This is a genomic window from Kribbella sp. NPDC051620, from assembly GCF_044453825.1.
GTDB lineage: Bacteria > Actinomycetota > Actinomycetes > Propionibacteriales > Kribbellaceae > Kribbella.
This window is the reverse complement of sequence record NZ_JBITDB010000003.1, coordinates 155,500-168,217: the sequence shown is the minus strand read 5'-3', so window position 1 is coordinate 168,217 and position 12,718 is coordinate 155,500. Positions and strand designations below refer to the sequence as shown.

The following is a 12,718-nucleotide window of genomic DNA, read 5'->3' as shown; positions in this document are numbered from 1 at the left end:
CGGCCTCGTTCCAAGCGGAGGAGAGGCCGATCGTCAGGCGTCGATCAGAGGGAAGCGGCCTTCTTGAAGATGGACGACTTCCGGTTGGCGGCCTGGTTGGCGTGGATGACGCCCTTGCTGGCTGCCTTGTCGAGCAGGCGGGCGGCAACGCGGGCCTGCTCCTGCGCCTTCGCGGTGTCGCCGGTGTCAGCAGCCTCGCGGAAGCGGCGAACAGCCGTCTTCAGGGTCGACTTCACCGACTTGTTGCGAAGCCGCGCCGCCTCGTTCTGGCGGTTGCGCTTGATCTGGGACTTGATGTTCGCCACGGATGCAGAGCCTCGATCAGTGTTTGGGATCAGTACAGGAAAAGTTTGGTGCCGTGCACGGGTGAGTACCAACGCACACGCGCGAATGAACAGATTACCAACAAGCCCCCGTCAGCACCAAACCGAGCGATCACGCCTCAGGCCACGGACTCCAGGCTCGCCTAGGGGTAGCCGAGCTCAGGACCCACCGGTACGTCCTTCTGCGGCCCGTCCTGGATTCTCTCGCAAGCCCCGCTGATCACGTCACACCGCAGCGTCATCTGCCGATCCGTACCCAGCCCGGCCGAGTTCAGCAGGTGCGTCGCGTCCTCCCAGATCGCCTCATGGTCCGCGGTGACGAGCATCGACGAGACCCGGAAGCTGGTCTTCGAGCCATCATCGACCAGATAGCCCTGGACGCCGCCTGTGTTGTCAGCCACCAGCACCCGGCCGTCGGGGGACAAGGTCGCTCCAGCGCCTCCACACACCTGCAGGGTCGTGCTCAGCTTGTTCGCCGGCCCCAGAGTGGCCACCCGCACGCACAGATCCGCGGTGGTACTGCTGCCAGCCGGCTGTGACTGGTCACTGAGCAGCATCCGGTCGGTTCCCCGGTACGCCGTGAGCAGCCGCCCGTCTGTGTCGACTGTGACCGGCGTCCCACCCGGCTCCCACACCTGGGTCACCGACTTCTCCCGGTCGCGCATGAACCAGACCCCGTGACTGTTCCAGCCGACGACCTCCGCGTTGCTGGTCGCCGGCGTCGCAGCCAGCCGCTTGCCGCTGGCAACCGACACGGTGACGACTGACGCTGTGCCCTTGCCAGTTGGAGCGACATAGGCCAGCTCACTGCCGTCCTGCGACAACGACGCCCCATCCCCGGTGACCGGCCCGAACGACCGGTACTTCCCATCAGTACTCAGTACCCCGACCTCAGCCGCGTCGCCACTCACCCCCGACTGCCGATAGACCACCCATCCACAAGAGACCCGCCCGATGCTGAACACCTCCCGCCCGTCCTGCAGCGGCACCCGCACCCCCCGGTCCTCCAGATAGCCACCGTGCAGACCGACATCGCGAGCCATCGTGAACGGCACCGACGGCGGTGGCCCGAACGGCAACTTGTCCAGATCCGGATAGTCCGACCCCGTGTACTGCCGCTGCGAGAACTTCAGCCCCTCAACAGCAGGCGACGCCGGGCACAGACTCCCGGCAGGTGGAGCAGAGTGCTCACGGGAGATCGCCAGCGGTACAGCCACCACAGCGATCACCGCGGCCATCGCCAGCCCGCCCACCAGTACCGGCACCCAGCGCCGCTCGGATGACGGCTCCTCGCCCGGGAACAGCTCCGGCGGTACTGCGTTGTCCGGCACTGTCCGGGCAGCGGCGTCGAGGGCCTCGGACAACCGTTCTTCTAGATGCTTGGTCATCGGTCCTCCTTCAGCTTGTGGCCCAGACTCTTCAACGCGCGGGACGCGGTCGATCGCACGGAGACCTCGCTGATGCCGAGGGTCTGGGCGATGTCCGCGTCGGACAGATGCAGATAGAACCGCATCACCAGTACTTCGCGCCGCCGGGCGGGCAGCGTCGCGAGTGCCGCGAGCACCTCCCGGCGATCCTCGCCGATCATTGCCGCGCTCTCGGCGGACCAAACCGCCGGCTCGGGCTGGCCGCGGTGCAGCAGCGCGAGCTTGCGGCGCCGGAGTACGGACCGGCTGGTGTTCAGCACCGCGGACCGCAGGTAGGCCTCGACCCGGGTGCCGTCCTTGATGCTGTCCCAGCGCCGGTACATCGCCGCGAAGGACTCCTGGACGGCATCCTCGGCCGACGGCCGGTCTCCGAGCATCAGCAGCGAGAGCCGAACCATCCCGGCCCACTGCTCCCGGTACAGGCGCGTGATCGCCGTCTCACGATCAGCCGGAGCCCCCGGCGGCGCCTCCGGCCCGCGTCCCCGGCCAAGCATCATGTCGCTCACAGTAAAGAGACACCGGCTCAGCGCATTTGTTGCACGCTCGGCCGCCGCCGCAACGCCTGGTCGGAAATGGTTGGCCTGTCATGGGATGATTGGGCCGTTGCCCGACTCCTCAGACGACGAACTGGAATTCTCCGTGCCCGCTGGCCCCACGTCCGTTCCGCAGCCCGGTCGCACCGACCCGACGCTGATCCGGAACTTCTGCATCATCGCCCACATCGACCACGGCAAGTCGACGCTGGCCGACCGGATGCTGCAGATCACCGGTGTCGTCGACGGCCGGGCGATGCGCGCGCAGTACCTGGACCGGATGGACATCGAGCGCGAGCGCGGCATCACGATCAAGTCGCAGGCCGTGCGGCTGCCGTACGCGCCGCAGCCGGACTCCCCGGGCGGACTGCTCGCCCCGGACGGCACGACGTACATCCTGAACATGATCGACACCCCCGGCCACGTGGACTTCACCTACGAGGTGTCCCGGTCGCTGGAGGCGTGCGAGGGCGCGGTGCTGCTGGTCGACGCGGCGCAGGGCATCGAGGCGCAGACACTGGCCAACCTGTACCTCGCGCTGAACGCGGACTTGCACATCATCCCGGTCCTCAACAAGATCGACCTGCCGGGCGCCCAGCCGGAGAAGTACGCCGCCGAGCTGGCGCACATCATCGGCTGCAAGGAGTCCGACGTACTGCGGGTCTCGGCGAAGACCGGCGAGGGCGTCGAGGCGTTGCTGAGCGAGATCGTCGCCCAGGTCGAGCCGCCGAAGGGTGTGAAGGACGCGCCGCCGCGGGCGCTGATCTTCGACTCGGTCTACGACACCTACCGCGGCGTGGTCACCTACGTCCGGGTCGTCGACGGCGAGCTCACCCACCGCGACAAGATCAAGATGATGTCGTCCGGCGCCGTGCACGAGATGCTCGAGGTCGGCGTCATCTCCCCGGAGCCGATGAAGTCGCCGAGCATCGGCGTCGGCGAGGTCGGCTACCTGATCACCGGCGTGAAGGACGTCCGCCAGTCCCGGGTCGGTGACACCGTCACCGCGGCCATCCGTGGCGCTACCGAGGCACTCGGCGGGTACAAGCACCCGCAGCCGATGGTGTACTCCGGCCTGTTCCCGATCGACGGCGACGACTACCCGACCCTGCGCGACGCGCTGGAGCGGCTGCAGCTGAACGACGCGGCCCTGCAGTACGAGCCGGAGAGCTCGGGCGCGCTCGGGTTCGGGTTCCGCTGCGGCTTCCTCGGCCTGCTGCACATGGAGATCGTCCGCGAGCGGCTCGAGCGCGAGTTCGACCTGGACCTGATCTCGACCGCGCCGAACGTGGTCTACCGGGTCACGATGGAGGACGGCAAGGAGCACGTCGTCACCAACCCGAGCGAGTTCCCCGACGGCAAGATCGACGAGATCTACGAGCCGGTGGTCCGGGCCACGATCCTCAGCCCGAAGGACTTCATCGGCGTCATCATGGAGCTGTGCCAGACCAAGCGGGGCAACCTGCTCGGGATGGAGTACCTGTCCGAGGACCGGGTCGAGCTGCGGTACACGCTGCCGCTGGCCGAGATCGTCTTCGACTTCTTCGACCAGTTGAAGTCGAAGACCAAGGGCTACGCGTCGCTGGACTACGAGCCGACCGGCGAGCAGGCGGCCAACCTGGTCAAGGTCGACATCCTGCTGCAGGGCGAGACGGTGGACGCGTTCTCCGCGATCGTGCACCGCGACAACGCGTACGGGTACGGCGTGGCGCTGGCCGGCAAGCTCAAGGAGCTGATCCCGCGGCAGCAGTTCGAGGTGCCGATCCAGGCCGCGATCGGGTCCCGGATCATCGCCCGCGAGTCGATCCGGGCGATCCGCAAGGACGTGCTGGCCAAGTGCTACGGCGGTGACATCACCCGGAAGCGCAAGCTGCTCGAGAAGCAGAAGGAGGGCAAGAAGCGGATGAAGATGGTGGGCCGGGTCGAGGTCCCGCAGGAAGCCTTCATCGCCGCCCTCAAGACCAACGAGCCGTCGGAGAAGGCCAAGAAGTAGTGCCGGTCGAGATCCCCGCGGAGTTCCTGCAGGTCGGTTCGCGCGGTCCCGAGTGGGCCGATTGGCTCGACCGGCTGCCGAAGCTGGTCGGCGAGTTGCTCGGGCAGTGGGAGTTGCGGGTCGACGGCGGTTCGGCGTACGGGGAATGTGCGCTGGTGGTGCCCGTCCTGGCCAAGGACGGCACAGCCGCGGTACTGAAGGTGCAGTTCCCGCATTGGGAGGCGGAGACCGAGCATCTGGCCCTGCGTGCCTGGGACGGAAACGGCGCGGTCAAGCTGCTCCGGGCCGACCCGCGCCGCTTCGCCTTGCTGCTGGAGCGTTTGCACCCACGTGACCTGACCACGGTCGATGATCTCGAGGCTTGCGAGATCGTTGCCTCCAGCTACAAACGGCTCCATGTCGCCGCCGGGCCGCAGTACCGGACGCTGTCCGGAGAGCTGCGGCGCTGGATCGAAGGCTTCCGGCAGCTCCCCGCCTCGGCACCGGTACCGCACCGGTACGTCGAACAGGCGATCTCGCTGGCCACCGACTTCGCCTCCGACCCGGCCTGCGACGGCAAGCTGATCCACACCGACCTGCACTACGAGAACGTGCTGGCGGCGGACCGCGAGCCGTGGCTGGTAATCGACCCCAAGCCCCTGTCCGGCGACCCGTACTTCGAAGTCGCGCCGCTGATCTGGAACCGCTGGGACGAGGTCCTCGCCACCGGCGATCTCCGCTTCCGGGTCCGACAGCGCTTCTACACCGTCATCGACACCGCCGAACTCGACGAAGACCGCGCCCGCGACTGGATCATCGTCCGCCAGCTGATCAACATCCTCAACGTCCTCCGAGCCGCCACCCCCGACGCCTTCCTCCCGCAGGACTGGCTGACCCGCAACATCGCCATCGTCAAGGCCATCCAGGACTAAACCAGTAGCAACTGCTCCCCTGCGCGGGAGACGATGGCTGCCATGCGCGTGCTGACGGTGAATGTGGTCGAAGAGTTGATTCCTGGGCCCAAGGAGACGGGGTTCACCGCGATCGACAAGCGGCCGCAGAGCCGGCGGGTGCCGGTGGGGTTGCTGGGGCTGGAGGGGGACCGGGTCTGCGACGTGCAGAACCATGGGGGACCGGACCAGGCGGTCTATGCGTACGCGGAGGAGGACGCGCGCTGGTGGAGTGAGCAGCTCGGGCGGGAGATTCCGACCGGGTTGTTCGGGGAGAATCTGCGGACCGAGGGGGTGGACATCACCAACGCCCTGATCGGTGAGGTGTGGCGGATCGGTGACGAGGTCGAGGTGATGGTGCGGGCGCCGCGCGTCCCGTGCATCACCTTCCAGCACCGGATGCAGCTCAAGGGATGGGTCAAGCGGTTCCACCAGGCGGGCTGCCCGGGCGCCTACCTGAAGGTGCTCAAGACGGGGACGATCGGGGCGGGTGACGCGATCAGCATCGTCTCCAGACCGGACCACGAGGTCACCGTCGCGGTCATGTTCGCGGCGCAGGACAGCGCGAAGATGCAAGGCATGCTCGACTCCGGCGCGGATGTGATGGACGAGCTTCGGGAGACCGCCCAACGGGTGGCCAACCGCCACTCGGTCGGCCTCGGCGCGGAGTACCGGGAGCTGTGAAGGGCCTGATTCCAGAGCCAGGGCCGCTGCGGCCACTGGCTCTCGCGACGCTGCTCAGCCGGGTCGGCAACGGCCTGCTGATGACGGTCAGCGTTCTCTACTTCAACCGCATCGTCGGGTTGAGCATCGCGCAGATCGGCCTCGGCCTGACCATCGCGGGCCTCTTCGGTCTGCTGGCCGGCATTCCGCTCGGGCACCTCGCCGATCGGCGAGGACCGCGGACGCTGTTCGTGATCCTCGGCGGTTCGGTGGCGGTGCTGTCGCTGAGCTACCTGCTGGTGCAGACCTTCTGGCAGTTCCTCGGCGTCGCCATCGTGCTGACGATTCTCGATCGCGGCGCCGGGGCGGTACGGGCGGCGCTGATCGGCGCGGTCACGACGGGCGCCGGCCGGGTTGCTGCCCGCGCCTATCTGCGGGCAGTCACCAACATCGGCATCATGGCCGGAGCCGGTGTCGGCGCGCTCGCGCTGCACTTCGACACCGCCCTGGCGTACCGGTTGATGTTCGGGCTCGACTCGGTCCTCACGCTGGCTTCGGCCTTCGTCATCCTGGCCATCCCGCGGGTACCGCCGCAGCCGAAGGCCGAGGACGGGCCGGTCTGGATCGCGCTGCGCGATCGGGGGTACCTCGCCGTCGCGGCGCTGAACGCCGGGATGTCGATCCACTACGCAGTACTGGACGTCGCGATCCCGCTCTGGGTGGTCGACCACACCGACGCGCCGCGCTGGACGATCGCCTTGCTGCTGGTGATCAACACCGTGGTGGTCTCCCTCTTCCAGGTCAGATCGAGTCGCGGCATCGCCGACCCGGCGAGCGCTGCCAAGGCCACCCGGACGGCAGGATGGTTGCTGCTGGCATCGATGGCGCTGTTTGCCGGTGCCTCGGGTGGCGGAGTCGTCGTCGCGGTCGCCCTGCTGGCCTTGGGTGCGTTCGTGCAGGTGCTGGGCGAATTGCTGCAGTCGTCGGGCTCGTTCCTGCTCAGCTACGACCTCGCTCCTGACCAGGCTCAGGGGCAGTACCAGGGAGTCTGGGGGACCAGCATGTCGATCAGCACGATGATCGCGCCGACCGTGCTCGCGCTGCTGCCGCTCGGGCTCGGCGTACCGGGGTGGATCATCCTCGGCGTCTGGTTCGCCGTGATCGGTGTGTTGTTCGTGCCGGTGGTGCGGTGGGCCGCCACCCGCCAGGCTCGGCAGGTGACGGCCCAGCCCGTCTAGGAGACGGTCAGTTTATCCGCGTTCGGTCCGCCGTTGGCGGTCGTCGCGACGGCCTTGATCTTGTTGCTTCCGGCCACCAGATTCACGGTGATCGTCTTGTCCTGCCAGGTGTCCCAGTTGCCGGCACCAGCGAACGCCAGCCCGGCCGACACAACTGTCCCGTTGACCGACACATTCATCGGACGATTGGTCGTCGTGCCGTTCGCGTACCGGAGTACGACGGTCGCAGGCCCCGCAGCAGCGGCGTTGACCGTCCACTCGACCGCGCTGCCGACCGCGTTGTCGTAGTTCACGAACCCGCGACCGGAGAAGCCCGCGTGGTTCGACTCGACCAGGCCGGACGTGATCGTCGCGTCCTCGGCCTCGTAGACCACCGGCTGCGGATCGGTAGGCCCACCGCCGTTGCCCGGGACCGTCTGCGTCGCCGTGTTCCACCCGGACACCCGCACTGACGGCGCCGCGCCATGAAGGTCAGCAGTCCGGTACGACGCCCGCAGGACGACCGTCTCGCCCGGCCAGAGTGAGACCGCGTTGTCGTTCCACTGCACCGGAAGTACAGGCTTGCCACTGGCCCCGACGATGTGCGCGTCGAGGTAGAACGCCGGAGTCTTCGCCGTCGACGTGTTCTTCAGCGTCACCGTGGTCGTCGTGGTGTCGCCACTGGCCGAGGTCGTTGCATTGGCCGAGACAGGCGTCTGGGCCAGGCTCGACAGACCGGTCAGGTCGGCGTAGCTGGTGGTCGGCGTGTAGTACCAGTCGGTGTTGTTCCAGTCCAGCGTGTCCGACTTGGTGGACAGCCAGTAGACGTTGCGGCTGACCTCGACCCCGGACGAGTTCGTCAGGACCAGCTTCGCCAGGTACGTCGTCGACAACCCACTCACAGCAGGGATCGTGAGCGCCGTCGTCTTCCCACCGTCACCCGGCACCGACACCGATGCGGACTGGGAGAACTTCTCCGTGCCGTCGACGTTGTACAGCTTCACCGAAGCCGTCAGCCCGGACGCGGCCGCGTGGTTCTGGTTGATCACGGCAACGGACCTGTTGTCGTAGGAGTACTGGATGTGCAGCGGTTCGTTCGCCTTCTTGGCGCCGTAGTACGCGCCGTTCTGGTCGAGGTAGGTGTCGAACAGCTGCCAGTGCAGCGACGTCCAGCCGCTGTTGAGCATCCAGTAGATCAGCCCCGTCGACGGATTCGACGAGTCGGTGAAGTTGCGGTTGTGCGACTCGAACTCGGACCGCACGTTCTCGTACGCCGCCAACTGTGCCTTCTTCACGTAGTCGGCCAGGCCGGAAGGAGCGCCGTACCGGCCGGACAGCGCGTCGCCGAACAGCTTCAGGTTGCCGAAGGTCGACGACGAGGACCGGTGGTACTGCGTGGCCGCCGGGTTCTTCCAGAGCACCTCGAGCTCGGCGGGCGTCAGCATCCGCTGCAGCGTGTCCATCGTCGGGATGTCCGGCCCGGCCGAGGTCTCCGAGTTGAAGCCCCACGCGCCGCCCGAGTCGGTGTGCGCCTTGTCGTACCAGTAGTTCGGCGGGATCCAGTCGTAGGGCCCGTTCATCTTCATCCCGGAGCTGCCGAGCTGCGGCGACGACTTCGCCGACGCGGCCGGGATCACCGGGGTCTTCCAGTCCGCCGCATTCAGCGCGTCCAGGTAGTTCTTCTCGATCGTCGCGTTCGGCGCGAAGTCGCTGCCGATCAGGAAGGTCAGCACGCTCGGGTGGTTGCGCAGCCGCTCGGCCTCGGCCGTCATCGACGCCTTGGCGGTCACGTAGTCCTCGGCGGTCCAGGTGTTGCCCTGCTCGCCGCCGTTGACCTGGCCTTCCCACTTGTCACAGCACTCCCAGCCGGGCATCGTGAGGACGCCCAGCTGGTCGGCCATCTCGAAGAACTCGTCGGGCTCGATATGTCCTTCGAGCCGGACCGTGTTGAGGCCCAGATCCTTGACGTACTTGAGCTTGTCCGCCGCATACGTCGCATCCCATCGCAGGAACAGGTCCGGCGACCAGCCGCCACCCCTCACCAGCAACGGCCGGCCATTGATCGAGTACGCCCGGCCGCCACTGCTGTTGAGCGGCGCCTTCACGTCCCGTACTCCGAACTTCTCCGACGCCGTGTCAGACGTCGTACCGGAGACCGAGGCCGTCACGTCGAAGGAGTACAGCGGCTGCCCGCCCATCCCGGCCGGCCACCACACGTTCGGGTTGTCCAGCCCGACGTCGGCGAACGTGACGGTCTTCTTCTCCTTGGCCGCAAGGGAAACCGACTGACTGACCGGTACGCCGGCCACGGTACCGCTGACCGTCGTCGTCACGGCCGCTGCCGAGTCGTTGCGGACATCGACCTTCGGCGTGAGGTCCACGTGGTTGAGCGCGGGCACGGCCAACTTGGTGACCACATGAGCGCCGCGCAGCGCGACCGGACCGCTGTGCCGGACGACGACGTCGCGGACGATCCCCATGTTCTGGTCCGGTGGGGTCTGGGCCCAGTCGATCCAGCCCATCGTGAGGTCGTTGTTGGGGTCGTTGGGGTAGACCTTGAACGCGATCACATTGCTGCCGGCGTGTACCTGCGCGGTGATGTCGAGGTCGTGCCGGGTGTAGGCGCCGGCCGTCTGGGTCTTGTCGGCGACCCGGACACCGTTGACCCATACGTCGGTACGGGACAGCACGCCGCTGAAGTCGAGGTACGTGCGCTGGCTGGTGTCGGTGACCTGGATCTCCGAGCGGTACCACCAGGGCACGGTGAACTGGGCCTTGTCGACGTTCTTCATGTTGGTCGACACGAACGGGTCCGGGTACTTGTTGTTCTGCAGCAGCCCGGCGAACACGGTCGAGCGCGACGACACCGGCAGCCAGCCGCTGGTCGGGAAGCCCGGCTTGGTGACGGCGGAGTCGTCGGAGACCTGGGCAGAGGTCTGCAGCAGGAAGCTCGGGATGGCAGCGGCAGACGGCGCTGCCTCTGCTCTGGGCAAGGCGCCGGCGGCGGGGATCGCCGTACAGACGCCGGCGACCAGGGCGGTCGCCAGTAACCAATGGGGTAGACGTTTCATGAGGTGGGCCTCCTGGGGCGGGAGTGGGCCGCTGATCGTTAAGAAAGTTTCCTAATAATCAAAGCCGATGCTAACGCCGTGAGGACCCGGTGACAACGGACCGCGCAGGATTGACTCCGCCCTGTCAGGGGGTCAGTGTGTGGGTTCCATGTAGCCGAGCGCCGCCGAGATCTTCCGGGCCGCCTCGATCGCGGCCGGCGCCATCAGGGCGACCTGGGCGATCGACTGCTCCAGCGACAGCGTCGAGATGCTGACCGCGGCGATCGCCGTACCGGTGTGGTCGTGGATGACGGCCGCGACGCAGCGGATGCCGGGCTCGTTCTCCTCGTCGTCCAGCGCATACCCGCGGGCCCGGACCTGGTTGAGATCCGCCTTCAGTGAGGCGGCGGTCGTGTGGGTCAGGGGAGTACGGGCCGGCAGACCGGTACGGGTGACGAGCGCGTCGAGCTCCTCGTCGTCCTTCTCGGCGAGCAGCGCCTTGCCGATACCGGTGCAGTGCAGCCAGAACGCCTTGCCCACGCGCGACGGCATCCGGTACGGCTTGGGGCCGTCCAGCCGGGCGACGTAGATCGCCTCGTCGCCGTTGAGCAAGCCGACGTGAACCGTGCAGCGGGTCTGGGCGACCAGGTCGGCCAGTACCGGCCGGGCGACCGTGGCCAGGTCGACGTTGGTCAGTGCGTGGCCGGCCAGCCGCAGCGCCTTCGGGCCCGGATGGTATGAACCGTCTTCCGCCTGGGCGACGAAGTCGTGTTCGACGAGCGAGGCCATGATCCGGTGCACGGTCGATTTGGCCAGGCCGGTGGCCGTCACCACGTCGGTGAACCGGGAGTGCTCGAGGACGGCATCGAGCACCATCAGCGTCTTGTCGATGGCCGAGGGCGAACTCATGTCGCTCATCCTGTCACCTCTTATCTGGCTAGCCAGCCACCGTCGACGGCCAGCACGTGTCCGTTGACGTAGTCGGATGCCGTCGAGGCCAGGAAGACGGCGGCGCCGACCAGGTCCTCGGGCCGGCCCCAGCGACCGGCCGGGATGCGGTCGCGGATGGCCGCTTCCCGCTCCACGTCGGCCCGCAGGTCGGTCGTGTTGTCGGTACTGATGTAGCCCGGCGCGATCGCGTTCACCTGGACGCCGGCCGCGCCCCACTCGTTGGCCAGCGCCTTCGTGAGCCCGGCGACCGCATGCTTGCTCGCCGTGTACGCCGGAACGTTGATCCCACCCTGAAAGCTCAGCAGGGAAGCGATCGTGATGATCTTGCCACTGCCGCGCGCGACCATCGCGGCGCCGATCGGACGGGTCACCGCCCAGGTGGAGTTGAGGTTCACGTCGATCACGTGCTGCCAGTCGGCCGCCCCCGTGGCTGCCGCCGGCGCACGCCGGATGGTGCCGGCGTTGTTGACCAGGATGTCGATCTGGCGGCCCGCCGCGGCAGCTCCCTTCACCGCCGCGATCGCCGCCTGCTCGACCGCTGCCGGGTCGGCGAAGTCGGCCGTCACGATGCTCGCCTCGCCACCGCCGTTCTCCTTGATCGCTTCGAGCGTGTCTTCCAGCGCGGCGTCGCGGGCCATCAGGATCAGGTCGGCGCCGGCCGCTGCCAGCCCGGCCGCGATGGCGGCGCCGATGCCCCGGCGCGCACCCGTGACGAGCGCTGTTTTCCCCGTGAGCGAGAAGGGCTGCGTCACCGCAGGTCCTTCACGTCGACGCCGTCCATGTCGGTGAAGGCCTGGTTCTCGCCGGCCATCGCCCAAACGAAGCTGTACGCCGCGGTGCCGACGCCGGAGTGCAGCGACCAACTCGGCGAGATGACGGCCTCGCGATCGGCGACGATCAGGTGCCGGGTCTCCTCGGGCTCGCCCAGCAGGTGCACGATCCGGTCCGACTCGGGCAGCCCGAAGTACAGGTAGCACTCGGTCCGCCGGTCGTGGGTGTGCGCGGGCATCGTGTTCCAGGTGGAGCCCGCGTGGAGGGTCGTCACGCCGAGCACGATCTGGCAGCTCTGCACGCCGTCGGCATGGATGTACTGGTCGATCGTGCGGCGGTTCGCGGTCTGCTGGTCGCCGAGCTCGAGCCGGTTGCCCTCGCCCGGCTGGACGAGTGTGGTCGGGAAGTCGGTGTGTGCTGCCGCGGAGAAGAGGTAGAACGCGGCGTCGGTCCCTTCGAAGACGACCTCGCGCGCGCCGCGGCCGGCGTACAGGCAGGCGCCGGTGACGAGCTCGAACTTGGTGCCGTCGACCGTCACGGTGCCGGGGCCGCCGACGTTGACGATGCCGGCCTCGCGGCGCTCGAGGAAGTACTCGCTGCGCAGCTCCGGCCAGGTGCCCAGGGTGAGCGGGCCGCTGATCGGGCGGGCGCCGGCCAGCACGATCCGATCGTGGTGGGTCAGCACCGCGGTGATCGTGTCCGGGGTGAACAGGTCGTCGACCAGGTAGTGCTCGCGGAGCGCGGCGGTGTCGAACCCGGGGACCTGTGCGGGGTGGGTCGCGTGCCGGACCTGAAGAGGCGAATTCATGGAACCAAGTTCTACTAGACAGAACTGCAAGTCAAGAGTACAAATGCTTTCCT

The 12,718-nt window shown here is 67.7% G+C and carries 11 protein-coding genes; 4 read left to right on the top strand and 7 right to left on the bottom strand.

The genetic code is table 11. The features are described 5' to 3' along the window. Window positions 1-44 precede the first annotated feature (44 nt). The 3 genes from rpsT to ACIA12_RS13810 form a co-directional block, all read right to left on the bottom strand. Entirely contained in the window at window positions 45-305 is a 261-nt protein-coding gene (gene rpsT, locus ACIA12_RS13820; RefSeq protein ID WP_328321396.1) for a 30S ribosomal protein S20, read from the bottom strand. A gap of 161 nt (window positions 306-466) precedes the next feature. After that, window positions 467-1,711 (bottom strand): hypothetical protein, encoded by a 1,245-nt coding sequence (locus ACIA12_RS13815; RefSeq protein ID WP_396367312.1) that lies wholly within the window; start codon window positions 1,709-1,711, stop codon window positions 467-469. Further along, window positions 1,708-2,247, bottom strand: a complete 540-nt coding sequence (locus ACIA12_RS13810) for a SigE family RNA polymerase sigma factor (RefSeq protein WP_396367311.1) — start codon at window positions 2,245-2,247, stop codon at window positions 1,708-1,710. Before ACIA12_RS13810 ends, ACIA12_RS13815 begins: the two co-directional genes overlap by 4 nt. Window positions 2,248-2,389: 142 nt before the next feature. Here ACIA12_RS13810 and lepA point away from each other — a divergent pair, with 142 nt between their 5' ends. From lepA to ACIA12_RS13790, 4 genes are read left to right on the top strand one after another with little or no spacing between them, the layout of a single operon-like run. Next, window positions 2,390-4,276: a translation elongation factor 4 gene (gene lepA / locus ACIA12_RS13805; protein WP_328321404.1), complete on the top strand. Its 1,887-nt coding sequence runs from the start codon at window positions 2,390-2,392 to the stop codon at window positions 4,274-4,276. Further along, complete coding sequence (locus tag ACIA12_RS13800) at window positions 4,276-5,187, top strand: aminoglycoside phosphotransferase family protein (RefSeq protein WP_396367310.1); 912 nt, start codon at window positions 4,276-4,278, stop codon at window positions 5,185-5,187. Before lepA ends, ACIA12_RS13800 begins: the two co-directional genes overlap by 1 nt. A 42-nt stretch (window positions 5,188-5,229) precedes the next feature. Further along, on the top strand, window positions 5,230-5,889 hold the full coding sequence (locus ACIA12_RS13795) for an MOSC domain-containing protein (protein ID WP_396367309.1): 660 nt from the start codon (window positions 5,230-5,232) through the stop codon (window positions 5,887-5,889). After that, window positions 5,886-7,106, top strand: a complete 1,221-nt coding sequence (locus tag ACIA12_RS13790) for an MFS transporter (RefSeq protein WP_396367307.1) — start codon at window positions 5,886-5,888, stop codon at window positions 7,104-7,106. The genes ACIA12_RS13795 and ACIA12_RS13790 overlap by 4 nt, the downstream gene beginning before the upstream one ends. Here the strand turns inward: ACIA12_RS13790 and ACIA12_RS13785 are convergent. From ACIA12_RS13785 to kduI, 4 genes are all read right to left on the bottom strand, one after another. Beyond that, window positions 7,103-10,156 (bottom strand): glycosyl hydrolase 2 galactose-binding domain-containing protein, encoded by a 3,054-nt coding sequence (locus ACIA12_RS13785; RefSeq protein WP_396367306.1) that lies wholly within the window; start codon window positions 10,154-10,156, stop codon window positions 7,103-7,105. The genes ACIA12_RS13790 and ACIA12_RS13785 overlap by 4 nt on opposite strands. Before the next feature lie 132 nt (window positions 10,157-10,288). Further along, a complete protein-coding gene (locus tag ACIA12_RS13780; protein ID WP_396367305.1) occupies window positions 10,289-11,044 on the bottom strand; it encodes an IclR family transcriptional regulator in 756 nt (251 codons plus the stop codon). A 20-nt stretch (window positions 11,045-11,064) separates the two neighbouring features. Then, entirely contained in the window at window positions 11,065-11,838 is a 774-nt protein-coding gene (locus tag ACIA12_RS13775; protein WP_396367304.1) for an SDR family oxidoreductase, read from the bottom strand. Further along, window positions 11,835-12,665: a 5-dehydro-4-deoxy-D-glucuronate isomerase gene (kduI, locus tag ACIA12_RS13770; RefSeq protein WP_396367303.1), complete on the bottom strand. Its 831-nt coding sequence runs from the start codon at window positions 12,663-12,665 to the stop codon at window positions 11,835-11,837. Before kduI ends, ACIA12_RS13775 begins: the two co-directional genes overlap by 4 nt. Window positions 12,666-12,718 lie beyond the last annotated feature (53 nt).

Coding starts and splice junctions, on each gene's coding strand:
- ACIA12_RS13815 (WP_396367312.1), bottom strand. CDS start 1,711: ATGACCAAGCATCTAGAAGAACGGTTGTCCGAGGCCCTCGACGCCGCT.
- ACIA12_RS13810 (WP_396367311.1), bottom strand. CDS start 2,247: ATGATGCTTGGCCGGGGACGCGGGCCGGAGGCGCCGCCGGGGGCTCCG.
- ACIA12_RS13795 (WP_396367309.1), top strand. CDS start 5,230: ATGCGCGTGCTGACGGTGAATGTGGTCGAAGAGTTGATTCCTGGGCCC.
- ACIA12_RS13785 (WP_396367306.1), bottom strand. CDS start 10,156: ATGAAACGTCTACCCCATTGGTTACTGGCGACCGCCCTGGTCGCCGGC.
- ACIA12_RS13780 (WP_396367305.1), bottom strand. CDS start 11,044: ATGAGTTCGCCCTCGGCCATCGACAAGACGCTGATGGTGCTCGATGCC.
- kduI (WP_396367303.1), bottom strand. CDS start 12,665: ATGAATTCGCCTCTTCAGGTCCGGCACGCGACCCACCCCGCACAGGTC.